This is a genomic window from Pseudomonas sp. RGB, assembly GCF_007713445.1.
Classification (GTDB): domain Bacteria; phylum Pseudomonadota; class Gammaproteobacteria; order Pseudomonadales; family Pseudomonadaceae; genus Aquipseudomonas.
This window is the reverse complement of record NZ_VMSH01000007.1, coordinates 182,743-207,531: the sequence shown is the minus strand read 5'-3', so window position 1 is coordinate 207,531 and position 24,789 is coordinate 182,743. Positions and strand designations below refer to the sequence as shown.

At 60.5% G+C, this 24,789-nt stretch carries 19 protein-coding genes; 7 read left to right on the top strand and 12 right to left on the bottom strand.

The window, feature by feature from the left end; translation table 11 throughout:
- The first annotated feature begins 186 nt into the window (after positions 1–186).
- Both lexA and sulA read left to right on the top strand, forming a co-directional pair.
- The gene (gene lexA, locus FPT15_RS17055) at positions 187–795 is read left to right on the top strand and encodes a transcriptional repressor LexA (protein ID WP_017137423.1); all 609 of its coding nucleotides are present in this window, start codon (positions 187–189) and stop codon (positions 793–795) included.
- Positions 796–805: 10 nt separating this feature from the next.
- Positions 806–1,279 carry an SOS-induced cell division inhibitor SulA gene (sulA, locus tag FPT15_RS17050; protein ID WP_106576933.1) on the top strand — a complete coding sequence of 158 codons (474 nt, stop codon included), beginning with the start codon at positions 806–808 and terminating at the stop codon, positions 1,277–1,279.
- Between the two features lie 354 nt (positions 1,280–1,633).
- Here the strand turns inward: sulA and FPT15_RS17045 are convergent, their stop codons facing one another.
- From FPT15_RS17045 to FPT15_RS17015, 7 genes are all read right to left on the bottom strand, one after another.
- Positions 1,634–1,867 carry a hypothetical protein gene (locus tag FPT15_RS17045; RefSeq protein WP_053255041.1) on the bottom strand — a complete coding sequence of 78 codons (234 nt, stop codon included), beginning with the start codon at positions 1,865–1,867 and terminating at the stop codon, positions 1,634–1,636.
- A 261-nt stretch (positions 1,868–2,128) separates the two neighbouring features.
- The gene (locus tag FPT15_RS17040) at positions 2,129–2,650 is read right to left on the bottom strand and encodes a DUF6586 family protein (RefSeq protein WP_145163040.1); all 522 of its coding nucleotides are present in this window, start codon (positions 2,648–2,650) and stop codon (positions 2,129–2,131) included.
- A gap of 127 nt (positions 2,651–2,777) precedes the next feature.
- The gene (topA, locus tag FPT15_RS17035) at positions 2,778–5,399 is read right to left on the bottom strand and encodes a type I DNA topoisomerase (RefSeq protein ID WP_119739192.1); all 2,622 of its coding nucleotides are present in this window, start codon (positions 5,397–5,399) and stop codon (positions 2,778–2,780) included.
- Between the two features lie 114 nt (positions 5,400–5,513).
- Complete coding sequence (locus FPT15_RS17030) at positions 5,514–5,750, bottom strand: DUF1653 domain-containing protein (protein WP_021490990.1); 237 nt, start codon at positions 5,748–5,750, stop codon at positions 5,514–5,516.
- Between the two features lie 96 nt (positions 5,751–5,846).
- Positions 5,847–7,022, bottom strand: a complete 1,176-nt coding sequence (gene fadA, locus FPT15_RS17025; protein WP_106576936.1) for an acetyl-CoA C-acyltransferase FadA — start codon at positions 7,020–7,022, stop codon at positions 5,847–5,849.
- A 29-nt stretch (positions 7,023–7,051) separates the two neighbouring features.
- Positions 7,052–9,199 (bottom strand): fatty acid oxidation complex subunit alpha FadB, encoded by a 2,148-nt coding sequence (gene fadB, locus FPT15_RS17020; RefSeq protein ID WP_124416715.1) that lies wholly within the window; start codon positions 9,197–9,199, stop codon positions 7,052–7,054.
- A gap of 495 nt (positions 9,200–9,694) precedes the next feature.
- Positions 9,695–10,132: a hypothetical protein gene (locus FPT15_RS17015; RefSeq protein ID WP_106576938.1), complete on the bottom strand. Its 438-nt coding sequence runs from the start codon at positions 10,130–10,132 to the stop codon at positions 9,695–9,697.
- Positions 10,133–10,237: 105 nt separating this feature from the next.
- On the opposite strand from FPT15_RS17015, the gene FPT15_RS17010 reads away from it, so the two are divergent.
- Complete coding sequence (locus FPT15_RS17010) at positions 10,238–10,690, top strand: universal stress protein (protein WP_145163038.1); 453 nt, start codon at positions 10,238–10,240, stop codon at positions 10,688–10,690.
- A gap of 212 nt (positions 10,691–10,902) precedes the next feature.
- Here the strand turns inward: FPT15_RS17010 and FPT15_RS17005 are convergent, their stop codons facing one another.
- Entirely contained in the window at positions 10,903–12,825 is a 1,923-nt protein-coding gene (locus FPT15_RS17005) for an ATP-binding cassette domain-containing protein (protein WP_145163036.1), read from the bottom strand.
- 213 nt (positions 12,826–13,038) lie between these two features.
- Here FPT15_RS17005 and FPT15_RS17000 point away from each other — a divergent pair, with 213 nt between their 5' ends.
- Positions 13,039–14,967, top strand: a complete 1,929-nt coding sequence (locus FPT15_RS17000; protein ID WP_106576941.1) for a transglycosylase SLT domain-containing protein — start codon at positions 13,039–13,041, stop codon at positions 14,965–14,967.
- A gap of 277 nt (positions 14,968–15,244) precedes the next feature.
- Here the strand turns inward: FPT15_RS17000 and FPT15_RS16995 are convergent, their stop codons facing one another.
- A complete protein-coding gene (locus FPT15_RS16995) occupies positions 15,245–17,032 on the bottom strand; it encodes an ABC transporter transmembrane domain-containing protein (RefSeq protein ID WP_178119708.1) in 1,788 nt (595 codons plus the stop codon).
- Positions 17,033–17,290: 258 nt separating this feature from the next.
- On the opposite strand from FPT15_RS16995, the gene FPT15_RS29800 reads away from it, so the two are divergent.
- Positions 17,291–17,464, top strand: coding sequence for a PA1571 family protein (locus FPT15_RS29800; protein ID WP_027604248.1), 174 nt, complete (start codon positions 17,291–17,293; stop codon positions 17,462–17,464).
- Positions 17,465–17,549: 85 nt separating this feature from the next.
- On the opposite strand, the gene pdxB is transcribed toward FPT15_RS29800, so the two are convergent.
- Positions 17,550–18,692 (bottom strand): 4-phosphoerythronate dehydrogenase PdxB, encoded by a 1,143-nt coding sequence (gene pdxB, locus FPT15_RS16990; RefSeq protein WP_145163031.1) that lies wholly within the window; start codon positions 18,690–18,692, stop codon positions 17,550–17,552.
- A 302-nt stretch (positions 18,693–18,994) separates the two neighbouring features.
- On the opposite strand from pdxB, the gene FPT15_RS16985 reads away from it, so the two are divergent.
- Positions 18,995–20,377, top strand: a complete 1,383-nt coding sequence (locus FPT15_RS16985; RefSeq protein WP_145163029.1) for an MATE family efflux transporter — start codon at positions 18,995–18,997, stop codon at positions 20,375–20,377.
- Here the strand turns inward: FPT15_RS16985 and tusA are convergent.
- Both tusA and rlmM read right to left on the bottom strand, forming a co-directional pair.
- A complete protein-coding gene (gene tusA, locus FPT15_RS16980; protein ID WP_145163027.1) occupies positions 20,374–20,625 on the bottom strand; it encodes a sulfurtransferase TusA in 252 nt (83 codons plus the stop codon). The genes FPT15_RS16985 and tusA overlap by 4 nt on opposite strands.
- 146 nt (positions 20,626–20,771) lie before the next feature.
- Entirely contained in the window at positions 20,772–21,848 is a 1,077-nt protein-coding gene (gene rlmM / locus FPT15_RS16975; protein ID WP_145163025.1) for a 23S rRNA (cytidine(2498)-2'-O)-methyltransferase RlmM, read from the bottom strand.
- 196 nt (positions 21,849–22,044) lie between these two features.
- Here rlmM and acnA point away from each other — a divergent pair, with 196 nt between their 5' ends.
- Positions 22,045–24,786, top strand: coding sequence for an aconitate hydratase AcnA (gene acnA, locus FPT15_RS16970; RefSeq protein ID WP_145163023.1), 2,742 nt, complete (start codon positions 22,045–22,047; stop codon positions 24,784–24,786).
- Positions 24,787–24,789: the final 3 nt, after the last annotated feature.

The following is a 24,789-nucleotide window of genomic DNA, read 5'->3' as shown; positions in this document are numbered from 1 at the left end:
CGGCCGGGCAGTCATCTATTTAACCGCTATTTAATCACATCCTTCCTGGTCTGTAGGCAGCGCTGTTTCTGCCTTGTAGGACGGGTGACGAATGACCGTCCAGCGGTGTGCTCAAAAAGGATGATTGCCAAGCGCAGTTCACTGTATATAATCCCAGTCACTGTATAAAAAGACAGAGCGATCAACATGCTAAAACTGACGCCACGCCAAGCTGAGATTCTGGCTTTTATCAAGCGCTGCCTCGATGACAACGGCTACCCGCCGACACGAGCAGAAATTGCGCTGGAGCTGGGGTTCAAGTCCCCAAACGCCGCTGAAGAACACCTCAAGGCCCTCGCTCGCAAAGGCGCGATCGAGATGACCCCAGGAGCTTCTCGCGGTATTCGCATCCCTGGCTTTGAAGCCAAGGCCGACGAATCGACCCTGCCGATCATTGGCCGCGTCGCCGCCGGTGCGCCGATTCTGGCGCAACAGCACGTCGAGGAATCCTGCAACATCAACCCGACCTTCTTCCATCCGCGCGCCGACTACCTGTTGCGTGTACACGGCATGAGTATGAAGGACGTGGGCATTTTCGACGGCGATCTGCTGGCCGTCCACACCACCCGTGAAGCCCGTAATGGCCAGATCGTCGTTGCGCGTATCGGCGATGAAGTCACCGTCAAACGCTTCAAGCGCGAAGGCAGCAAGGTCTGGCTGATGGCCGAAAACCCTGAGTTCGCCCCGATTGAAGTGAACCTGAAAGATCAGGACCTGGTGATCGAAGGCTTGAGCGTCGGCGTCATTCGCCGCTAAAGGAGGCACCATGCAGCTCGTGCACACCCCACAACACACACAACTGTCGCTGTTCGAGGCCTTCATGGCTCAACCCCTTGCGCCTATCCTCAAGGAAACGGTCGAGGCCCCGTGGGGCTCCGAACCTGAGGCGTTCAGTGAATTGTCGTTGCGCGGTGCAGCTGGAAGCTGCCTGAGCCTGCTGGCACCGATCCTTCGTGAACTGAGCGAGGAGCAGGACGCACGCTGGCTGACGCTGATCGCTCCACCTGCCAGCCTGACCCAGGCCTGGCTGCGAGACGCCGGCCTCAACCGTGAGCGTATCCTGCTGCTGCAACCGCGCGGCGCGCAAAGCGCTCAACAGTTGACCTGCGAAGCCTTGCGTCTGGGCCGTAGCCATACGGTGGTGAGTTGGTTGAACCCGTTGAACACTGCGGCCAAGCAACAACTGATCAGCGCCGCACGGACGGGCGATGCGCAGAGCTTGAATATTCGATTGGGGTAACAGGGAGCTGGCTGATTGCGTAGGTGACAGACAGGTATCTGTGCAGAGCTTGCTTCTGTGGCAAAACGGACTGATGTAGCGAGCGGGCTTGTTGTGGCGAGCGGGCTTGCCCCGCGTTGGGCTGCGAAGCAGCCCCAAAACCAAGCACCGTGGAATACCTGATATACCGCGTTAATCCATCAGGGCCGCTTCGCGCCCCAACGCGGGGCAAGCCCGCTCGCCACGACAAGCCCGCTTACCACAGCAAGCCCGCCCACAACAGCGAACCCACTCACCTCAGAGGCCTGCTTGCTGCATAGGCCTGCTCACTACAACAAGCCCGCCTACAACGAAAAGTGCACTTAACTGCAAAACTCAGTGCAGAACCCGCGGCCCGTCGTCCTTCTCCGGTTCGCCTTCTGCCAGGCGACCCGCCATCTGCACACCGACGCTCAACATGGCTTTCGCCACTTCCACGTGCTGGCCTTGCAGGAATGCTTTTGCGTCTTCGGAAAAATCCAAGATAACCAGAGAACCCTCGTCCTCAGCCCGACGCAGCTCGATTCGGCCGTCAGGCAATTCAACAATTTCCAGAAAGGACGTTGGCATAAAAGTCTGTTCTCCACGAAAGGCCGGGATTATATCAGTCATCCACCCAGCCTCGCAGAGGATCTGAACAGGTTTCTCTACGGCTTGATGAATGGTGCTCATTGAGCCTCGTGCTGGACTTTCCGTGCAACTTGGTTCAACTGTGGGAGCGGGCTTGCTCGCGAAAGCAATCTGTCAGTTGATGCATAGGCCGGCTGATAGACCGCTTTCGCGAGCAAGCCCGCTCCCACATTTTTGATCGCATAAGTCATTGACGGCTTCTTAGCACTCGTTCAAGCCTTCGCGAAACCGCAACGCCATCTTCTTCAGCTCTTGGCGCCAGCTCTCCAGCTCTTCGCGGCTCAACGGCTTGGGCTCATCCTCCTCCACCGCAACAGCGACGATCAGCGGCTGTGTCACATCACCCTTGGGCACATGCGGCACGCGTGGCGGCTGGAACATGTCGGCATGCGCCTTGAGCAAGCGGGCGACCCAGCTGTCGGGGCTTTGGGCCATTTCCACCAGCTCGGCCAGCTCAGGAATGGCCATGCTTTCCAGCACTTCGCGGTTCATGATCAGTTCTGCACGCGGCGAACCGGCCTGGGGCAAACGGTAGAACCCGGCGATTTCATGGCACAGCCCCAACAGGGCGCCGTAGAGATGGAACAATGCAGCCTCACGCCCCGCTTGGACCAGCGCGATGGCATTCATCTCCTTCCCTTCCTCGGCACGACCAAGGGCTTCCAGGGACAAACCCGCGAAGTAAATTTTCTGATTGGTACGGGTATAGAGTTCGTTGGCCATAACGGCAGTCTCCACAACGAAATAAGCCGGATGCTGGCTCAACAGTGTCACGGATCAGCCGAGACTCCTGCAAGCGCAAAAAAAGGCCGCCTATGCAGGCGGCCTTTGTATTTCGCAACGTAGTCGATCAAGCGCCCTGGCGCTTGTCCTCGACCTTCCACTTGCCGCCGTCGTAGAACGCTTTCCAGCCCGTAGGCTTGCCGTCCACTTCGGTCTGCACGTACTGCTCCTTGGTTTTGCGGCTGTAGCGGATCACGGCCGGGCGACCGTCGGGATCCTTCTTCGGCGCTTCACACAGGAAGTGGTACTTGGGATCGATCTCGTCCTTGTGCGGCACGATTTCCAGCACCAGCGGCGCACGGGTCTCGCGGTTTTTCGGGAACTGGCTGGCGGCCAGGAACAAGCCCGAGGCGCCGTCACGCAGGATGTAGGTGTCGTTGACCTTCTCGCATTTGAGTTCAGGCATCTTCACCGGGTCCATCTTCGGCGGCGCCGCGTCACCGCTTTTCAGCAGTTTGCGAGTGTTCTTGCACGTCGGGTTGGTGCAACCGAAGAACTTGCCGAAACGGCCGGTCTTGAGCTGCATCTCACTGCCGCACTTGTCGCATTCCAGGCTCGGGCCTTCGTAGCCCTTGATGCGGTAGCTGCCCTCTTCGATCTCGTAGCCGTCGCAATCAGGGTTGTTACCGCAGATGTGCAACTTGTGCTTCTCATCGAGCAGGTAGGCATCCATTGCCGTGCTGCAGATCGGGCAGCGGTGCTTGCCACGCAATACCAGCGACTCGGATTCACCCTCGTCGTCAGCGGCAATTTCATCGCCCGGCACCAGGTTGACGGTGGCCTTGCAGCGCTCTTTCGGCGGCAGGCTGTAACCCGAGCAACCGAGGAACACGCCGGTAGACGCGGTACGAATCTGCATCGGACGGCCGCAGGTCAGGCACGGGATGTCGGTCATCACCGGCTGGTTGGCACGCATGCCACTTTCAGGGCTTTCGGCTACTTCGAGCTTCTTCTTGAAGTCGCCGTAGAACTCATCCAGTACGTTTTTCCAGTCGCGTTCGCCCTGGGCCACGTCATCGAGGTTCTCTTCCATGCCGGCGGTGAAGCCGTAGTCCATCAGGTTGGAGAAGCTTTCGGACAGGCGCTCGGTAACGATGTCGCCCATCTTTTCCGAGTAGAAGCGACGGTTGTGCAGCGCGACGTAGCCACGGTCCTGGATGGTCGAAATGATTGCCGCGTAAGTCGAAGGACGACCGATACCGCGTTTCTCCATCTCTTTTACCAGGCTGGCTTCCGAATAACGCGCCGGCGGCTTGGTGAAGTGCTGGGACGGGTCGAGCTTGATCAGCTTCAACGTGTCGCCCTGGGCCATGTCCGGCAGCACATCGTCATCGCCAGGCTTGGCGATTTGCGGCATCACGCGGGTGTAGCCGTCGAACTTGAGGATACGGCCCTTGGCACGCAGCTCGAAGTCGCCAGCACCGACACTGACAGTGGTGGACAGGTATTGCGCCGGCAGCATCTGGCAGGCCAGGAACTGGCGCCAGATCAGCTCGTAAAGGCGCTCAGCGTCGCGCTCCATGCCGGTCAGCTTGCTTGGCTCGGTATTGGCATCGGAAGGACGAATCGCTTCGTGAGCCTCCTGTGCGCCTTCCTTGCTGCTGTAGACGTTCGGCTTCTCCGGCAGGTACTTCTTGCCGAATTCGGTTTCAATATAAGTACGCGCCATCGCCACCGCGTCTTGCGACAGGTTGGTGGAGTCGGTACGCATATACGTGATGTAGCCAGCTTCATACAGACGCTGAGCCATCATCATGGTTTTCTTCACACCAAAGCCCAGGCGGTTACTCGCGGCCTGTTGCAGGGTGGACGTGATGAACGGCGCCGACGGCTTGCTGCTGGTCGGTTTGTCTTCACGCTTGACGATGCTGTAGCTGGAAGCCTTGAGCTTCTCCAGCGCGGCCATGGCCTGGGCTTCGTTCAGCGGCTTGAAGGCCTCGCCTTTCTCGCGGGCCACTTCAAAGCGCACGTTGGCGCCCTTGGCGGTGCCGAGGTCAGCGTGGACTTCCCAGTATTCTTCGGGGTTGAACGCACGAATCTCGCGCTCACGCTCCACCACCAGCTTTACCGCCACCGATTGCACACGACCGGCCGACAGGCCACGGGCGATCTTGGCCCACAGCAGTGGCGAGACCATGTAGCCCACGACGCGGTCGAGGAAACGACGGGCCTGCTGGGCGTTTACACGGTCGATGTCCAGTTCGCCCGGCTTGGAGAAGGCTTCCTGGATGGCTTTTTTGGTGATTTCGTTGAACACCACACGCTTGTAGCGGCTGTCATCACCGCCGATGGCTTCGCGCAGGTGCCAGGCAATGGCTTCCCCTTCGCGGTCCAAGTCGGTTGCGAGATAGATGGTGTCAGCATCCTTGGCGAGCCGGCGCAGCTCTTCGATGACCTTTTCCTTGCCGGGAAGGATCTCGTACTTGGCCTTCCAGCCATGTTCAGGGTCTACACCCATGCGCGAGACCAGCTGCTTGCGCGCTTTCTCTTTAGGCGTGAGCACCGGACCTTCGCCCGCAGCCGCCTTGCCGCGCTTGGCGGCAGGCTCCTTGCTGGCGCTAGCCGAACCGCTGGTGGGCAGGTCTCGGATATGGCCGATACTCGACTTCACCACGTACTCGTTGCCCAAGTACTTGTTGATGGTCTTGGCCTTAGCCGGGGATTCCACAATGACCAGCGATTTGCCCATGGATCGGAAAATTCCTGAATTCGAGAAGTGAAAGGCAGTTGGCGCCTGTCGCGGCAACGCTATATATAGTGGCAACAAGGTGAGGTCAAGCGCAGCATTCTGCGCGACCTGCCGTTATTGCCCTGAAAAAAGACTGGGTTCGGCCTGGACCAAAGCAAAGCGCGGGACCTGCTCGCCGTCAACTTCGACGGTCTCCAGGAACATGCTCAATGGGCGCACCCAAAAGCCGTAATCGCCATACAGTGCTTGGTAAAACACCACTTCCTCTTCGGTCTCGGAGTGCCGCGCCACGTTAAAAACGCGGTACTGCGGCCCCTTATAATGTTGGTAGAGCCCTGGTTCGACTTTCATGCTCTGGCCCTCTTGTAAAATTTGTTGAAAAAAATATTAAAAATTCCAAAAAACAAAAACCGGGGCACTGGGCCCCGGCTTCCGTCAACGCAACGCTTAGACGCGTTCGAAGACGGTGGAAATGCCTTGGCCGAGACCAATGCACATGGTTGCAACCCCAAGGTTGCCGCCATTTTGCTTCATCACGTTAAGCAAAGTGCCGGAAATACGTGCACCGGAGCAACCGAATGGGTGGCCCAGGGCAATCGCACCGCCGTGCAGGTTAACCTTCTCGTTCATCTTGTCGAGTACTTTCAAATCTTTCAGCACTGGCAGGGCCTGTGCGGCGAAAGCTTCGTTGAGCTCGAAGAAGTCGATATCGGAGATGGTCAGGCCCGCGCGCTTCAAGGCTTTTTGTGTGGCCGGTACTGGACCATAGCCCATGATTGCCGGGTCCACACCCGCCACGGCCATCGAACGGATCACGGCCATCGGCTGGATACCCAGGTCCTGGGCACGCTGCGCCGACATCACGATCATGCACGAAGCACCGTCGGTGATTTGCGACGAAGTACCGGCAGTCACGGTGCCGCCCTTTGGATTGAAGGCAGGTTTCAAGGCCGCCAGGCTTTCCAGGGTGGTGTCCGGACGAATGGTTTCATCGTAGTCGAACAGCTTCAGGAAACCGTTTTCGTCATAGCCGTTCATCGGGATGATTTCATCCTTGAACTTGCCTTCCACCGTCGCCTTGTGGGCGAGCTGGTGGGAGCGCAGGCCGAACGCGTCCTGGGCTTCGCGGGTAATGCCGTGCATTTTGCCGAGCATTTCTGCGGTGAGGCCCATCATGCCCGAGGCTTTTGCCGCGTACAGCGACATGTGCGGGTTAGGGTCGACGCCGTGCATCATGCTGACGTGGCCCATGTGCTCCACGCCGCCGACCACGAACACATCGCCGTTACCGGTCATGATCGCTTGGGCAGCGGTGTGCAGCGCGCTCATCGATGAGCCACACAGGCGGCTGACGGTCTGGCCAGCGGCGGTGTGCGGGATCTGGGTCATCAACGACGCCATGCGCGCGATGTTCCAGCCCTGCTCCAGGGTCTGGTTGACGCAGCCCCAGATCACGTCTTCGACTTCGTTCGGGTCAACCTTGACGTTACGTTCCAGCAACTTGCTGATCAGGTGCGCCGACATGTCTTCGGCGCGGGTGTTGCGGTGCATGCCGCCCTTGGAGCGGCCCATCGGTGTGCGACCGAAGTCGACAATCACCACGTCTCTTGGATTCAAGCTCATAAATATTCTCGCTCTAGTCGTCTGGGCGCTTAACCGAAGAAGCTCTGGCCATTTTTGGCCATTTCACGCAGCTTCGCGGTCGGGTGGTACAGCGGGCCCAGATCAGCGTATTTGTCAGCCAGGGCAACGAACTCGGCCACACCGATCGAATCGATGTAACGCAGCGCACCACCACGGAATGGAGGGAAACCAATACCGTACACCAGGCCCATATCGGCTTCGGCGGCGGTTTCAACGATGCCGTCTTCCAGGCAACGCACGGTTTCCAGGCACAGGGCGATCATCATCCAGTTGATGATGTCCTCATCGGACACCTCACGCTGCTCGTAGATGACCGGCGCGAGCACTTCGTGCACCGAAGGGTCGGCCACTTTCTTCTGCTTGCCCTTCTTGTCGGCCTCGTAAGCGTAGAAGCCCTTGCCGTTCTTCTGGCCCAGGCGCTTGGCTTCGTAGAGCGCGTCGATCGCCGAACGGCGGTCGTCTTTCATGCGGTCCGGGAAGCCTTCAGCCATGACGTCACGACCGTGGTGGCCGGTGTCGATGCCGACCACGTCCATCAGGTACGCCGGGCCCATGGGCCAGCCGAATTTTTCCATGACTTTGTCGATACGCACAAAGTCCACACCAGCACTGACCAGCTTGGCGAAACCGCCGAAGTACGGGAACAGCACGCGGTTGACCAAAAAGCCCGGGCAGTCGTTAACGACGATCGGGTTCTTGCCCATTTTCTTGGCGTAGGCAACGGTAGTAGCAATCGCCAGCTCGCTGGACTTCTCGCCACGGATCACTTCCACCAGCGGCATCATGTGCACCGGGTTGAAGAAGTGCATGCCGACGAAGTTTTCCGGACGCTTGAGGGCCTTGGCCAACAAGCTGATGGAAATGGTCGAGGTGTTCGAGGCCAGAATGGTGTCTTCTTTAACCTGAGCTTCCACTTCGGCCAGTACGGCTTGCTTGACCTTCGGGTTCTCGACAACCGCTTCGACCACCAGGTCGACGTGGCCGAAATCGCCGTAGGACAGCGTAGGACGAATGCCGTTAAGCACTTCAGCCATCTTCGCTGCGGTCATGCGACCTTTATCAACGCGGCCCACCAGCAGCTTGGCGGCTTCCGCCAGGCCTTGCTCAATGCCGTGCTCGTTGATGTCTTTCATCAGGATCGGCGTGCCTTTGGAGGCCGACTGATAGGCGATACCGCCGCCCATGATACCGGCGCCGAGTACGGCAGCCTGTTTCACGTCTTTGGCGATTTCGTCGTAGGCCTTGGCCTTTTTCTTCAGCTCCTGATCATTCAGGAACAGGCCGATCAGGCTCTGGGCAGCCGAGGTTTTCGCCAGTTTGACGAAGCCTGCAGCTTCCACTTCCAGGGCTTTGTCGCGACCGAAGTTCGCGGCTTTCTGGATGGTCTTGATCGCTTCAACCGGCGCCGGGTAGTTCGGGCCGGCCTGGCCTGCCACAAAACCTTTGGCGGTTTCGAACGACATCATTTGTTCGATGGCGTTGAGCTTGAGTTTTTCGAGCTTTGGCTGACGCTTGGCCTTGTAGTCAAATTCGCCGCTGATGGCGCCTTTGATCAGGTTCAGTGCAGCTTCGGCCAGTTTGTCCGGGGCAACCACAGCATCGACGGCACCGACTTTCAGCGCGTCTTCGGCTTTGTTTTCCTTGCCGGCGGCAATCCACTCGATGGCGTTGTCGGCACCGATGATGCGCGGCAGGCGCACGGTGCCGCCAAAACCTGGGTAGATGCCCAGTTTGACTTCAGGCAGACCGATTTTGGCGGTCGCCGACATGACACGGAAGTCTGCGGCCAAGCACATTTCCAGACCGCCGCCCAACGCGATGCCATTGATCGCGGCAACGGTTGGCACGTTGAGGTCTTCGAAATCGCTGAAAATCTTGTTGGCTTCGAGGTTGCCAGCCACCAGCTCGGCATCGGGCAGCTTGAAGTTGTCGACGAATTCGGTGATGTCAGCGCCGACGATAAACACGTCCTTGCCGCTGGAGACGATCACGCCCTTGACCGAAGCATCTGCTTTGATGGTGTCTACGGCCTGACGCAGTTCGTTCAGGGTTAGACGGTTGAACTTGTTGACGGACTCACCCTTGAGGTCGAATTTCAATTCGACGATGCCACTTTCAAGAGCCTTAACCGTGATGGCTTTACCTTCGTAAATCATCAACTGATCTCCACGATATGGAAGCTGAACAGTACACATTGGACGCTGGCCTCTGGTTGGACATTGATTATTGGGTCAATGCTCATGCCAATCCGCCAGGCACACCCGCCAACGCGCTAGTCGGGGTTCTGTATGAGCGGTCTGACAGACAAACGCTCAATTCATACGCCCGTTTGATTTGGGTACGTCACCTTCATCCAATTCCGGGCAATTGTCAATCGCTCGAAAGGCTAGGAAAAACGCGACTTTCCAGTCAGTTCAGAACCCAGGCCCACGGCTTACGCCTGGCCAATATTCAACTATTCACGAAATCAATAATGGAAATTTTGTAGGAAAAGACTGTACAGAACAGGATATGCCGCTAGGCTAGCGACAACCTTAATGCGCCTGGATGAACATCCGACGCATGCATCACAGATTTACCGGCCTGCCTGGCCAACTCCAGCCCGATGATGATGTCGGGCTTTTTATTGCCTGGGTTTTATCCGACAGGCATCAAGCCAGGGCCTTGAGCAGCGCATCAATGTCCTTCAACACACTCGCCTCGCCCTTCTCGCCCCAGTACAGGGCGATCATCTGCTTGTCCGCCTCGACCTTGTAGACGTTATCCGGCAGGGTCGCAAAGTGCGCCAACAACGTCTCATCGACGCACACTTCGCGCCACTGATTGACCCAAACCCCGGGCTCCAGCTGCCAGTAACACCAAAGGGCCGGCGCACTTGCGCGGCGCGGTCGGCAGTACTGCGCGCAAGGGCTTGGCGGCTCGTGCTTGAGCCAGTACGGCCAGTCCTGCGGCGCCAATTGCATGGCCAGGCCGATGCGGCGCGCCTCCATCCGCAGGGCCATGCGCCCGCTCTGATGGCGCGAGGGGCGCAACCATGCCAGAGGGCTCAGTACCACGAGAAGGATTGACACCACTATCCAGACCGTCATATGTGTACTCCCGAATTTCTAGATGAGCGGATTTGACCTGACGCAACCCCATCCGCTTGAAAGCAGCCATACTGAACTTATTGCAGTCCCCTGGAGGAACGCGCCATGTCCAACGAACACTCCTACAAACATATCCTGGTCGCTGTCGACCTGACCGAAGAGTGCGACCCAGTGATCAAGCGCGCGCAGGCTTCAGCAATCGCCAACGGCGCCAAGCTGTCACTCGTGCATATCGTCGAGCCTATGGCCATGGCGTTTGGTGGCGACGTGCCGATGGACCTTTCCCAGTTGCAGCAACAACAATTTGACCAGGCCAAAGAGCGCCTGGACCGGTTGATCCTCAAGTACCCGGAAGTAACCAAGGAAAACTCCCACCTCACCTACGGCCAGCCTCGTCAGGAAATCCACCACCTGGCCAAGGAACAGGGCTGCGACCTGATCGTGGTCGGCAGCCACGGCCGTCATGGCCTGGCGCTGCTGCTGGGCTCGACCGCCAATGACGTACTGCACGGCGCGCCGTGTGATGTGCTGGCGGTAAAACTGGTAAAAAATACTTAAGAACGGCGCCAAACAACTGTGGGAGCGGGCTGATGTGGGAGCTGGCTTGCCTGCGATAGCATCACCGCAGGCCAACTGACACACCGCGGTGCCTGCATCGCGGGCAAGCCCGGCTCCCACACAAGCCGTCCCACATGTCTAATCGCACTCCATATAAAAAGCCCGGCGTTCATACAGATGGGCGCCGGGCTTTTTTAGTGCGCTTGAATCAATCAGGCATCCAGCTCGGCCCAACGCTCAACCAACACTTCCAGCTCCTGGTTCAACGTTTCCAGGGACGCAATGACCTTGGCGGTTTCCGCCGCCGGACGCAGGTAGAAACCTGCGTCAGCCATTTCTGCTTCTACTGCGGCAATCTGCTGTTCCTTGGCGTCGATATCGCCCGGCAAGGCTTCCAGCTCACGTTGCAGCTTGTAGCTGAGCTTCTTCTTGGTCGACGGTGCAGCGTCCTGGGCCGGAGCAGCAGCGGCAGCCACTGGCGCAACGACGGCGGAGGTCAGATCGGCCTTACCGGACTTGCTCTCGGTCACGCCCAGCAGGCGCGGCGAGCCGCCCTGACGCAGCCAGTCCTGGTAACCACCGACGTATTCACGCACCTTGCCTTCACCTTCGAAGACCAGCGTGCTGGTGACCACGTTGTCGAGGAATGCCCGGTCGTGGCTGACCATCAGCACGGTGCCGTTGAAGGTCAGCAAGACCTCTTCCAGCAGTTCGAGGGTTTCCACGTCGAGGTCGTTGGTCGGTTCGTCGAGCACCAGCAGGTTGGCCGGCTTGCTGAACAGCTTGGCCAGCAGCAGGCGCGCACGCTCACCACCGGACAAGGCTTTCACCGGCGTACGTGCGCGTTGCGGGCTGAACAGGAAGTCGCCCAGGTAGCTCAGCACGTGGCGGCTCTGGCCGTCGATGTCGATAAAGTCGCGGCCTTCGGCGACGTTGTCGATCACGGTTTTTTCCAGGTCCAACTGATGGCGCAGCTGGTCGAAGTAGGCCACGTCGATGCGCGTGCCCTCTTCCACCGTGCCGCTGGTCGGTTGCAGACCATTGAGCATCAGCTTGAGCAAGGTGGTCTTGCCGGTGCCGTTGGCGCCCAGCAGGCCGATACGGTCGCCGCGCTGCAGGACCATCGAGAAGTCTTTGATCAGGAACGGGCCGTCCGGGTGATGGAAGCTGACGTTTTCCAGTACCATCACCTGCTTGCCCGACTTGTCGGCGGTATCCAGCTGGATATTGGCCTTGCCGGTGCGTTCACGGCGCTCGCTGCGCTCAACGCGCAGGGCTTTCAAGGCGCGTACACGGCCTTCGTTACGGGTGCGACGGGCCTTGATGCCCTGGCGGATCCAGACTTCTTCCTGGGCCAGCTTTTTGTCGAACAGCGCGTTGGCAGTTTCTTCAGCGGCCAGCGTGGCCTCTTTGTGCACCAGGAAGCTGGCGTAGTCGCCGTTCCAATCGATCAGGCCGCCACGGTCCAGTTCGAGGATGCGCGTGGCCAGGTTCTGCAGGAAGGAACGGTCGTGCGTGATGAACAGCACGGCGCCCTGGAAATCCTTGAGGGCTTCTTCCAGCCAGGCGATTGCGCCGATGTCCAAGTGGTTGGTTGGTTCGTCGAGCAGCAACAAATCCGGCTCGGACACCAGCGCCTGAGCCAGCAGCACGCGACGACGCCAGCCGCCGGACAACTCGGCGAGGGTCTTGTCGGCCGGCAGTTGCAGGCGGCTCAGGGTGCTGTCGACCAGTTGCTGCAAGCGCCAGCCGTCACGGGCTTCGAGGTCTTGCTGGACGTGCATCAGCTTGTCCAGGTCCTCTTCGGTGACGCAGTTCTGCGCCAGGTGGTGGTATTGCGCGAGCAACTCGCCGACGCCGTCCAGGCCTTCGGCAACCACGTCGAACACTGTCCGTCCGTCGGCCACCGGCAATTCTTGCGGCAATTCGCCGATCTTCAGGCCCGGGGCACGCCAAACAGAGCCGTCATCGGGCTTCTGATCGCCTTTAACCAGCTTCATCATGCTGGACTTGCCGGTGCCGTTGCGGCCGATGATGCACACCCGCTCACCACGGGCGATCTGCCAGGACACCTTGTCCAACAACGGCATAGCGCCGAAAGCAAGGGACACATCGCTGAATTTGAGCAGGGTCATACGCTTCTCCAAAAACTGGGCGCGCATTCTACCTGACTTGAGGGTGGGATGCGGCCGGCATTTTCGCTGGCGACACGTTCTGCAGGACATTTACGATGAACTTCAGCCAGCCGGCCGGCAAAGCTTTCGCCGGTCGCTGGCAAAAGGCTAAGCTAGGGGCAATCAGTGTCGGCGGTGCCGGTGCTAGTCGTGATTTCTCTGCACGGACGTCTCATGCGCAGTCGCCTTTTCAACTTTTTATCTTGTCTGCTTCTTTCCGCCACCGCCGTTCAATCCGCCCAGGCCGTGGACCTCACCACCCAACGTCAATATTACGATGAAGCCAAACGCGCCCTCGCCAAAGGCGACAGCGGGCCGTACATGCAATACAGCCAGGCCCTGGCCGACTACCCGCTCACGCCGTACCTGGCCTATGACGAGCTGACCGCGCGCCTGAAAACCGCGAGCAACGAGGAAATCGAACAGTTCCTCGCTAAAAACGGCGACCTGCCCCAGGCCAACTGGATGAAGCTGCGCTGGTTGCGCTGGCTGGCCGACCGTGGCGACTGGCAGACGTTTGAAAAGTACTACGACGCCAAACTCAATTTCGTCGAACTGGACTGCCTGCATGGTCAGTACCAGCTCACCCATAACTTGAAAGCCGAAGGCTACAAGACCACCGAAAAACTCTGGCTGACCGGCAAATCCCAACCCGCCGCGTGTGATGCCACGTTCGGCCAGTGGGCCGCCGATGGCCAACTCACTGAACAGAAAATCTGGGATCGCGCCAAGCTCGCCGCCGAAGCACGCAATTACGCGCTGGCCAACAGCCTGGTGAAAACCCTGCCAACCCTTGGCGCCCAAGGCCGCCTGATGGTCGACGTGGCCCAAAAACCGGACATGCTCAGCGACCCGTCGCGCTTCCTGCCGGCCAACGAGGCGATGTCTGACGCCGTCGGCCTGGGCTTGCGCCGCCTGGCACGCCAGGACCCGGACAAGGCCATGGCGCTGCTCGACGGCTACGCCAGCAGCATGCACTTCTCCCGTGACGAAAAAGTGTCGATCGCCCGTGAAATCGGCTTGACCCTGGCACGCCGCTACGACCCGCGCGCGCTGGACGTAATGACCAAATACGACCCGGAGCTGCGTGATAACACCGTCTCTGAATGGCGCCTGCGCCTGCTGCTGCGCCTGGCACGCTGGGAAGATGCCTACCAGTTGACCCGCAAACTCCCACAAGACCTGGCGACAACCAACCGCTGGCGTTACTGGCAAGCGCGCAGCCTGGAGCTGGCCGAGCCGAAAAACCCGCAGCCGCTGGTGCTGTACAAAAACCTCGCGCAGGAACGGGATTTCTACGGTTTCCTCGCCGCCGACCGCTCCAAAGCGCCGTATCAGCTGAAAAACAAGCCGCTGGTGATGAGCCAGGCGCTGGTCAACAAGGTCCGTAACACGCCCGGTGTACGCCGCGCGCTGGAGTTTTATGCACGTGGCCAGATTGTCGATGGCCGCCGCGAGTGGTACCACGTGAGCCGCCACTTCAACCGCGATGAAATGGTCGCCCAGGCCAAGCTGGCCTACGACATGAAGTGGTACTTCCCGGCGATCCGCACCATCAGCCAGGCCCAATACTGGGATGACCTGGATATCCGCTTCCCGATGGCCCACCGTGACACCCTGGTGCGCGAAGCCAAGGTGCGTGGCCTGCATTCCAGCTGGGTGTTTGCCATCACCCGCCAGGAAAGTGCCTTCATGGACGACGCACGCTCCGGCGTCGGCGCCAGCGGCCTGATGCAACTGATGCCCGGCACCGCCAAGGAAACCGCGCGCAAGTTCAGCATCCCGCTGGCCTCCCCGGCCCAAGTGCTGGACCCGGACAAAAACATCCAGCTTGGCGCCGCCTACCTGAGCCAGGTGCACAGCCAGTTCAACGGCAACCGCGTGCTTGCCTCCGCCGCCTACAACGCGGGCCCAGGGCGCGTACGCCAATGGCTGCGCGGTGCGGATCACCTGAGTTTTGATGTGTGGGTGGAAAGCATCCCGTTCGACGAAACCCGCCAGTACGTGCAGAACGTGCTGTCTTATTCGGTGATCTACGGGCAAAAGCTCAACTCACCGCAGCCGCTGGTGGATTGGCATGAGCGGTATTTTGATGATCAGTAAGGCTGGCTGACGAAGAGGCAGTGGCGGGTTTACTGGTGCGGGGGCTTGGTGTGGCTAGCAGGGTTAATGTAGCCAGCAGGCCTGTTGTGGTGAGCAAGCTTGATGTGGCGAGCAGGCTTGCCCTGCGCTGGAGTGCGAAGCGCTCCCATTCAGGCGCCTCAATATAACCGCTCAAACCGAGTACACAGGTTTTGGGGCTGCTACGCAGCCCAACGCGGGGCAAGCCCGCTCGCCACAACAAGCCCGCTCGCCACAGGAACAGCGCAATGCAGGCCGGCTAGCCCTCGCTTTTCGCGACCTCATCACCCTCATTGAACTGCAACGCCGCCAACCGCGCATACAGCGGATTGCTCGCGATCAGCTGCTGATGCGTGCCCACCGCCACCAGCTTGCCCTGGTCCATCACCGCAATGCGGTCGGCGTTTTTCACCGTTGCCAACCGATGCGCAATCACCAAGGTGGTGCGGCCCTGCATCAGTTGCGGCAACGCCTGCTGAATCAAATGCTCGCTCTGGGCATCCAGTGCGCTGGTGGCTTCGTCCAGCAGCAGGATCGGCGCGTCCACCAACAACGCACGGGCGATGGCCAGGCGTTGGCGCTGGCCGCCGGAGAGGCCCATGCCGCCGTCGCCAAGGTGGGTCTGATAGCCCTGGGGCATTTGCAGGATGAAGTCGTGGGCATGGGCGATGCGCGCCGCGCCCTCGACCTGCGCGGTGGTGGCGGACGGGTTGCCGTAACGGATGTTTTCTTCGACGCTGCCAAAAAACAGCGCCGGGCTTTGCGACACCAATGCGAAGTGGCGGCGCAGGTCCATCGGGTCGAGCGCGGTCAGCGGGTGGCCTTCGAGCAGGATGCGGCCGTGCTGGGGGTCATAGAAACGCAGCAGCAAGTCGAAGATCGTGGACTTACCGGCGCCGGATGGGCCGACCAGTGCCAGGGTTTCGCCGGGATGGATGGCCAGGCTCAAACCGTCGATGGCGTAGCTGTCCGGGCGCGACGGGTAGGAAAAGCGCAGGTCTTGCAGTTCCATGCGGCCGCTGACGCGCTCCGGTAACTGTACGGTGCCATCGGCGGGGGCCTGGATTTCGTTGCTCGACTGCAACAACTCGCCAATCCGCTCGGCAGCACCGGCGGCGCGTTGCAGTTCGCCAAGCACTTCGCTCAAGGTGCCGACTGCGCTGCCGACGATCAGGCTGTAAAACACGAACGCGGCCAGCTCACCGCCGGAAATACGGCCGCCAATCACGTCCATCCCGCCGACCCACAGCATCACGCCAACGGCGCCGAGCACCAGCATGATCACCAGCGTAATCAGCCAGGCGCGTTGCACGATACGCTTGCGCGCTGTGGCAAAGGCCTCCTCCACGGTAACGGCAAAACGCTGCTCGTCCTGGACCTGATGGTTGTAGGCCTGCACGGTCTTGATCTGGCCGAGGGTCTCGGACACATAACTGCCGACGTCAGCGATGCGGTCCTGGCTCAGGCGCGAGAGGCTGCGCACACGCCGGCCGAAAATCAGGATCGGCGCCAGCACCAGCGGCAGCGCGATCACCACGATACTGGTGAGCTTGGGGTTGGTGACAAACAACAGCACGATGCCGCCGATGACCATCAGGGCATTGCGCAGGAACAGCGACAGCGAGGAGCCGATCACCGATTGCAGCAAGGTGGTGTCGGTGGTCAACCGCGACTGGATTTCCGAGCTGCGATTGTTTTCGTAAAAGCCGGGGTGCAGGTAGATCAAATGGTTGAACACCTGCCGGCGAATATCCGCCACCACCCGCTCGCCGATCCACGACACCAGGTAAAACCGCGCAAACGTACCCACGGCCAGGCCCAGCACCAGCATCATGAACAGGCCAATGGATTGGTTGAGCAGGTGCGGCGACTGCGTCATGAAGCCCTGGTCGACCAGCAGGCGAATGCCCTGCCCCATGGACAAGGTGATGCCGGCCGTGACGATCAGCGCCAGCAAGGCACCCAGCGCCTGCCAACGGTAGGGCGCGATAAAGCGGCTGGCCAAGCGGATCGCACGGCGTTGACGGACTGAGAACATGGAGGGCATCACCTGCGCAGGGGAGATAAGTATCTACACCACAACATTGGGGGAACTTGAGTAAATAACAATGAGTCAGGTTAATTATGCCCGCCGATGCTGATCCCTAGAGGTTATCGGTCTAACCCCCCGCTGGAAATTTGTATCGCTTTCTGGTGGACTGGTTGTTCGAACCGGTGACTTTGTAAGGAGTTGTAATAGCTTGGTCACGCGGGGGGCTTAATGTAAGAAACACAGTAGGTACACAACCTGATGAGGAGACAGGCCATGACCTTGCAAAACAGCAGCGATGCCAAGATTGAAGTGATCCGCCAACCGCAGCATCTGCCTTGCTCCGTGATCGACGCTCAAGGCCGCGAAGTGCAGATTACCGAAGAGATGATCCAGCAAGCGTGCCGCGAACTGGAACAGCGCCTGGTCAAGCCTGCGCAGCAAGGCTGATACGCCCGAGCTCTTTCAAACCCGGCCCCTGTGGCCGGGTTTTTTATGCCGCGCGTATGCGCACGCCCCTTGCCGGCGCCGCGCGTCAGAGCAGTTCGGCGCCCAGGGCGGTGACGATCGCCGACAGCGCGGCAGAGTCGCCATTGATTCGCACCTTCAAGCCGTCAATCTCACGGCGCTGCGGGTAATGCTTGCGCAGCAGGTCGAACGCCTTGCGCTGCTCGTCCACAGAGCCTCCGAGGCTACGGCGCAAATCCGCGTCATCACGGCGCGGGTCGTACACGCTGCGGCACAAGGTTGCCAACGCCCAGGCCGGGTCGGTCGAAGCGTTCAAGTGCACCTCGGCCAGCCACGGCTGCGGCAGCAGATCACTTAGCTGGATGCTCGGCGCCTGGCCCAGATGGGCGCAGAACGCCTGATAAATCTGTGCAGTGCCGCGCTGCTTGCCGTCGAGGCTGTAACCGGCGATATGTGGGGTTGCCAGCACGCACAGGTCAGCCAAATCGACATCCACTTCGGGCTCGCCTTCCCACACGTCCAACACCGCTTGCAGGTCCTCACGCTCCAGCAACACTTCACGCAAGGCAGCATTGTCCACCACCGGGCCACGGCTGGCGTTGATCAGCCAGGCGCCAGGCCTGAGGCGGTTGAGGCGCTCGCGGTCAAACAAATGCCAGGTGGAGCCGTTGCCGGATTTGGTCAGCGGCGTGTGCAGGCTGATGACGTCGCACTGCTGGATGATCTGTTCGAGGCTGACGTAATCGCCGTCTTCAGCGATCTGACGCGGCGGGTCGCACACCAGCACGTTCCAGCCCAGGCCCTTGAGCACCTTGACCAGCCGCCCGCCGACTTCACCGGCACCGACAACGCCGTAGGTGCGCTGATTGAGATCGACGCCTTCAATTTCGGCCAGGGTCTGCAGGCTGCCCAGCACATAGTCCACCACGCCACGCGCATTGCAGCCCGGCGCGCTGGACCAGGTGATGCCGGCCTGCTTGAAGTAGTCGAGGTCCAGATGGTCGGTGCCGATGGTGCAGGTGCCGACAAACCGAACATGTGTGCCTTCCAGCAACGCGCGATTGACGTTGGTCACCGAGCGCACCAGCAGCACGTCGGCCTGCTCGACCGTGGCGCGGTCGATGGACCGGCCTGGCACCCGGCGAATCTCGCCAAACCCTTCGAAGAATGCATCGAGCAGCGGGATATTTTCGTCGGCAACAATCAGCATGGCAGGCTCCTTTCGCGGACCAGCAGTGTACAGGGATGCGATCTGTGTAACACCGCAGATGCCGGGTGAGCAGTGCTTATGTGGGAGCCAGACTGGTGTGGGAGCTGGCTTGCCTGCGATGCAGACACCTCGGCCCAACCGCTGCACCGAGCTGATGCTATCGCGGGCAAGCCCGACTCCCACAGGGGTTATGTGCCGGCTCTGGGATTGCTTACAAATCGCTAACACAGGTTTTTTCCTGACCGGTGCGTCAGCGCGTAGACTGCGCCGTCCTTTGCAACACTTTTACTGGACACTCGCACGTGAACACCGCCACCACCGCCCTCTCCCGCCCCGCACGCGTCAGCCGCGAGGTGCGCAGCCTGCTGACCCTGGCCCTGCCGATCATGATCGGCCAACTCGCGACCACCGCCATGGGCTTCGTCGACGCGGTGATGGCCGGGCGCGTGAGCCCGCGAGACCTGGCAGCCGTGGCTCTGGGCAACTCGATCTGGATTCCGGTGTACCTGCTGATGACCGGCACTTTGCTGGCCACCACGCCCAAGGTCGCCCAGCGCTTCGGTGCCGGCCACTACTCCGAGATCGGCCCGCTGGTGCGTCAATCGTTGTGGCTGGCCGTGGTAGTCGGGCTCACCGCGCTGCTGATGCTGGTCAGCGCCGAGCCGATCCTGCATGCGATGAATGTCGACCCCGAGCTGATCAAACCGTGCATGGCCTACTTGCACGGCATCGCCTCCGGCATGCCGGCCATCGCCCTGTATTACGTGCTGCGCTGCTTCAGCGACGGCCTGGGTCGCACGCGACCGAGCATGGTCATGGGCCTGTGCGGGCTGGCGCTGAATATTCCGCTGAATTACGTGTTCATTTATGGCCACTTCGGCGTGCCGGCCATGGGCGGCGTGGGTTGCGGCTGGGCCACGGCAATCGTGATGTGGGTGATGATGCTCGGCCTGGCCGCCTGGACCCGCTGGGCACCGGCCTATCAGAGCAGCGAGTTGTTCAAGCGTTTCGACTGGCCAAAATGGTCGGTGATCAAGCGTGTGCTGAGCATCGGCCTGCCAATTGGCATTGCGGTGTTTGCCGAATCGAGCATCTTTGCGGTGATCGCCCTGCTGATCGGCAGCCTGGGCGCCAGCGTAGTGGCCGGGCACCAGATCGCGCTGAACTTCAGTTCGCTGGTGTTCATGATCCCTTACTCGCTGAGCATGGCCGTTACCGTGCGTGTCGGCCAGGCCCTTGGCCGCGGTGAGCCGCGTGAAGCGCGTTTTGCCGCTGGGGTCGGCATGGGCACGGCACTGACCTACGCGTGCCTGTCGTGCAGCCTGATGCTGCTGTTTCGCGAACAGATTGCCACGATCTACACCCCAGATCCCTCGGTGATCCACGTGGCGTCGATGCTGATCGTGTTTGCGGCGCTGTTCCAGTTTTCGGACGCGATCCAGGTCACGGCCGCCGGCGCGCTGCGGGGTTATCAGGACACACGGGTGACCATGGTGCTGACCTTGTTCGCGTATTGGGGCGTGGGGCTGCCGGTGGGTTACGCGCTGGGGCTGACCGATTGGCTGGGCGCCGCCAGTGGGCCCAGTGGCTTGTGGCAGGGACTGATCGTGGGCTTGAGCTGCGCCGCGGCGATGCTGGTGATCCGCCTGACACGCAGCGCGCGCCGGCGGATTCGCCTGGTTTAATCGGCCTTCTTGCGAATCCAGTACAGGTACGTACCGGCCTGCTCCTGCTGATCCACCAGTTCGTGGTCAAGGAACACGCAAAACTTGGGAATATCGCGGCGGGTGGACGGGTCGGTCGCAATCACCTTGAGCAAGCCGCCGGGCGGCAAGTCGCGGATGTGCTGGTGCAACATCATCACAGGCTCAGGGCAGTTGAGGCCGGTGGCGTCGAGCACGGCGTCTGCCGGCAAATCGAGGGGCTGATTCATACATCACTCCTGAAACGGGCGCCGCTCAACATACGGGAGCGGGCTTGCTCGCGAAGACGCGGGCACATTCAACATAAATTTCGACTGTTATACCGCTTTCGCGAGCAAGCCCGCTCCCACATTGGTCTTGTGGTTACCTCAAGGTGTCAGCGGGACTTCTGTTTCTTCACATCCACCAGCCGACGCAAGTGGCAGGTCACTTCCTCACGGTCGTGGTACAGCTGCTTGCAGCCGATCTCAACACGAATACCACGCGCCTTGAAGCCGTCTTCAATGCGTTCCAGCAAACGCTTCACCTCGGCGTAACGCTGCTTCATCGGCAATTTCAGGTTCACCACCGCCTCACGGCAATAGCCTTCGCCAATCCAGGTTTCCAGCAGGGCCGCGTTACGCGCCGGCTTCTCGACGATATCGCAGACCATCCAGTCCACCGGCTGCTTGGGCACAAAGGTAAAGCCGTCGGCCATCAGGTGCTGAACCAGGCCAGTGTCCATCAGGCTTTCGGCCATTGGGCCATTGTCGATGGCCGTTACCAACATGCCACGGTTGACCAGTTGCCAGGTCCAGCCGCCGGGGGCTGCGCCGAGGTCGACGCCGGTCATGTCGCTGTGCAGGCGCTCATCCCACTGGTCGCGGGGGATGAAGTGGTGCCAGGCCTCTTCCAGCTTCAGGGTGGAGCGGCTGGGCGCCTCACGCGGGAATTTGAGGCGCGGGATGCCCATCGGCCACATCGCCGAGTTGTTCGACTCGGCCAGGCCCATGAACACTTCGCGGCCGCTCTTGAAGGTCAGCAGCAGGCGCGGCTTGCTCGGGTCGTCGACCAGCTTGCCGGCATTCAACAAGGCTTTGCGCAGGTGCACTTCGAATTTCTTGCAGAAGTTCGACAGTTCCTTGCCGTCGTTGGTGTCGACCATCTCCAGCCACAGGCTGCCGCACACCGGGAAGCCCTGCAGGTGCGCGAGGATCACGCTGATACGGTCGGTTTCCGGCAGGTCGATGAACACCCCGCGCGCCCACTGCCTTGGGAAGATCAGCTCGGCAAAGCGCTGGCCGTGCATCAGGCGCTGGGCGCCGTCCTCGACGGTGCAGACAAATTCGGCGCAGGCGCTGCCGGTCTTGGTCTTGGCATAGCCGGAAACGTTCAGGCGCGCGGCGTGTTCCGCGATCTCGGAACAGACTTCGCCTTCAAAACCCGGCCGGCAGTGCATAAAAAGGGTGTTCATCAACTCTCCTGGTGAATCAACCGGCATTGCGCTATCGCACTACCTGTCATGAAAACGCGCGCATGATAGCCGAGTTCGGAACCTTGGACTTAACGATAGAGTCCAGTTATTAGCCTGCTAATGAAAACAGGGCTAAGTTGAAAGCTCTGTTCGTCCCGTCAGGTCCGTAGCCGTGCGGACCATAAGGAGTCATGTAATGTCATCCCTTGATAGCCTGAGAACCCTTAAAACCCTGCAAATCGACGACAAGACTTACCACTACTTCAGCTTGCCCGAAGCCGCCAAGAGCCTGGGTGACCTGGATAAGCTGCCGATGTCCCTCAAGGTGCTGCTGGAAAACCTGCTGCGCTGGGAAGACGGCAAAACCGTCACCGGCACCGACCTCAAGGCCATCGCCGCCTGGCTCAAAGAGCGCCAGTCCGACCGCGAAATTCAATACCGCCCGGCCCGCGTACTGATGCAAGACTTTACCGGCGTGCCCGCCGTGGTCGACCTGGCCGCCATGCGCGCCGCCGTGGCCAAGGCCGGTGGCGACCCGCAGCGCATCAACCCGCTCTCCCCCGTGGACCTGGTCATCGACCACTCGGTGATGGTCGACAAATTCGGCAGCACCAGCGCGTTTGAGCAAAACGTCGACATCGAAATGCAGCGCAACGGCGAACGCTACGCCTTCCTGCGTTGGGGCCAAAGCGCCTTTGACAACTTCAGCGTGGTGCCACCGGGCACCGGCATCTGCCACCAGGTCAACCTTGAATACCTGGGCCGCACCGTGTGGACCAAGGACGAAGACGGCCGCACTTACGCCTTCCCGGACACACTGGTAGGCACCGACTCGCACACCACCATGATCAACGGCCTTGGCGTACTCGGCTGGGGCGTGGGCGGCATCGAAGCAGAAGCGGCGATGCTCGGCCAGCCGGTGTCGATGCTGATTCCGGAAGTGATCGGCTTCAAACTCACCGGCAAACTCAAGGAAGGCATCACCGCCACCGACCTGGTGCTGACCGTGACCCAGATGCTGCGTAAAAAAGGCGTGGTGGGTAAGTTCGTCGAGTTCTACGGCGACGGCCTGGCCGACCTGCCGCTGGCCGACCGCGCCACCATCGCCAACATGGCGCCGGAATACGGCGCCACGTGCGGCTTTTTCCCGGTGGATGAGGTGACGCTGGACTACCTGCGCCTGTCCGGCCGCCCTGCCGAAACCGTCAAGCTGGTGGAGGCCTACACCAAGGCCCAGGGCCTGTGGCGCAACGCCGGCCAGGAGCCGGTGTTCACCGACACCCTGGCACTGGACATGGGCAGCGTCGAAGCCAGCCTCGCCGGGCCGAAACGCCCGCAGGACCGTGTGTCGCTGCCGAATGTAGGCCAGGCCTTCAGCGATTTCCTCGACCTGCAATTCAAACCGACCAGCAAAGAAGAAGGCCGCCTGGAAAGCGAAGGCGGCGGCGGTGTCGCCGTGGGCAACGCCGACTTGGTGGGCGAAACCGACTATGAGTACGACGGCCACACCTATCGCCTGAAAAACGGCGCCGTGGTGATTGCCGCGATTACCTCATGCACCAACACGTCCAACCCCAGCGTGATGATGGCCGCAGGCCTGGTGGCAAAAAAAGCCGTGGAAAAAGGCCTGACCAGCAAACCCTGGGTAAAAACCTCGCTGGCGCCTGGCTCCAAAGTGGTCACCGACTATTACAAGGCAGCGGGCCTCACCCAATACCTTGACCAACTGGGCTTCGACCTTGTGGGTTACGGCTGCACCACGTGCATTGGTAACTCGGGGCCATTGCCTGAACCGATCGAAAAAGCCATCCAGAAAGCCGACCTCGCCGTCGCCTCGGTGCTGTCCGGCAACCGTAACTTCGAGGGCCGCGTACACCCCCTGGTGAAAACCAACTGGCTGGCCTCGCCGCCCCTGGTGGTCGCCTACGCGTTGGCCGGCACGGTGCGCATCGATATCAGCAGCGAGCCGCTGGGCGAAGGCAAAGACGGCCAGCCGGTGTACCTGAAAGACATCTGGCCAAGCAGCCAGGAAATCGCCGACGCCGTGGCTCAAGTCAGCACCGGCATGTTCCACAAGGAATATGCCGAGGTGTTTGCCGGCGATGAGCAGTGGCAAGCGATTGAAGTGCCGCAAGCGGCGACTTACGTATGGCAGAAAGACTCTACGTACATCCAGCACCCACCGTTCTTCGACGACATCGCCGGGCCACTGCCGGTGATCGAGGACGTCAAAGGCGCCAATGTACTGGCCTTGCTGGGCGATTCGGTAACCACCGACCACATCTCCCCTGCTGGCAACATCAAGGCAGACAGCCCCGCCGGGCGCTACCTGCGCGAGCAGGGCGTGGAGCCGCGTGACTTCAACTCCTACGGCTCACGCCGGGGCAACCATGAAGTGATGATGCGCGGCACGTTTGCCAATATCCGTATCCGCAACGAAATGCTCGGCGGCGAAGAAGGCGGCAACACGCTGTACATCCCCACCGGCGAGAAAATGCCGATCTACGATGCGGCCATGAAATACCAGGCGTCGGGCACACCGCTGGTGGTGATCGCCGGCCAGGAATACGGAACCGGTTCCAGCCGCGACTGGGCAGCCAAGGGCACCAACCTGCTGGGGGTCAAGGCGGTGATCGCCGAGAGCTTCGAGCGGATTCACCGTTCCAACCTGGTGGGTATGGGCGTGCTGCCGTTGCAGTTCAAGCTGGATCAGAACCGCAAGGCGCTCAAACTCACCGGTAAGGAGAAGATCGACATTCTTGGGCTGACCCATGCCGAGATCGAGCCGCGCATGAACCTGACGTTGGTGATTACGCGTGAGGATGGCAGCAGCGAGAAAGTCGAGGTGCTGTGCCGGATCGACACCCTCAATGAAGTCGAGTACTTCAAGGCGGGCGGCATCTTGCACTATGTACTGCGCCAGTTGATCGCCTCTTAAGCA

What these genes read in the sequence shown, in the direction of transcription:
- lexA (WP_017137423.1), top strand. Translation starts at nt 187, where the DNA reads ATGCTAAAACTGACGCCACGCCAAGCTGAGATTCTGGCTTTTATCAAG.
- sulA (WP_106576933.1), top strand. Translation starts at nt 806, where the DNA reads ATGCAGCTCGTGCACACCCCACAACACACACAACTGTCGCTGTTCGAG.
- FPT15_RS17045 (WP_053255041.1), bottom strand. Translation starts at nt 1,867, where the DNA reads ATGCCAACGTCCTTTCTGGAAATTGTTGAATTGCCTGACGGCCGAATC.
- FPT15_RS17040 (WP_145163040.1), bottom strand. Translation starts at nt 2,650, where the DNA reads ATGGCCAACGAACTCTATACCCGTACCAATCAGAAAATTTACTTCGCG.
- topA (WP_119739192.1), bottom strand. Translation starts at nt 5,399, where the DNA reads ATGGGCAAATCGCTGGTCATTGTGGAATCCCCGGCTAAGGCCAAGACC.
- FPT15_RS17030 (WP_021490990.1), bottom strand. Translation starts at nt 5,750, where the DNA reads ATGAAAGTCGAACCAGGGCTCTACCAACATTATAAGGGGCCGCAGTAC.
- fadA (WP_106576936.1), bottom strand. Translation starts at nt 7,022, where the DNA reads ATGAGCTTGAATCCAAGAGACGTGGTGATTGTCGACTTCGGTCGCACA.
- fadB (WP_124416715.1), bottom strand. Translation starts at nt 9,199, where the DNA reads ATGATTTACGAAGGTAAAGCCATCACGGTTAAGGCTCTTGAAAGTGGC.
- FPT15_RS17015 (WP_106576938.1), bottom strand. Translation starts at nt 10,132, where the DNA reads ATGACGGTCTGGATAGTGGTGTCAATCCTTCTCGTGGTACTGAGCCCT.
- FPT15_RS17010 (WP_145163038.1), top strand. Translation starts at nt 10,238, where the DNA reads ATGTCCAACGAACACTCCTACAAACATATCCTGGTCGCTGTCGACCTG.
- FPT15_RS17005 (WP_145163036.1), bottom strand. Translation starts at nt 12,825, where the DNA reads ATGACCCTGCTCAAATTCAGCGATGTGTCCCTTGCTTTCGGCGCTATG.
- FPT15_RS17000 (WP_106576941.1), top strand. Translation starts at nt 13,039, where the DNA reads ATGCGCAGTCGCCTTTTCAACTTTTTATCTTGTCTGCTTCTTTCCGCC.
- FPT15_RS16995 (WP_178119708.1), bottom strand. Translation starts at nt 17,032, where the DNA reads ATGCCCTCCATGTTCTCAGTCCGTCAACGCCGTGCGATCCGCTTGGCC.
- FPT15_RS29800 (WP_027604248.1), top strand. Translation starts at nt 17,291, where the DNA reads ATGACCTTGCAAAACAGCAGCGATGCCAAGATTGAAGTGATCCGCCAA.
- pdxB (WP_145163031.1), bottom strand. Translation starts at nt 18,692, where the DNA reads ATGCTGATTGTTGCCGACGAAAATATCCCGCTGCTCGATGCATTCTTC.
- tusA (WP_145163027.1), bottom strand. Translation starts at nt 20,625, where the DNA reads ATGAATCAGCCCCTCGATTTGCCGGCAGACGCCGTGCTCGACGCCACC.
- rlmM (WP_145163025.1), bottom strand. Translation starts at nt 21,848, where the DNA reads ATGAACACCCTTTTTATGCACTGCCGGCCGGGTTTTGAAGGCGAAGTC.
- acnA (WP_145163023.1), top strand. Translation starts at nt 22,045, where the DNA reads ATGTCATCCCTTGATAGCCTGAGAACCCTTAAAACCCTGCAAATCGAC.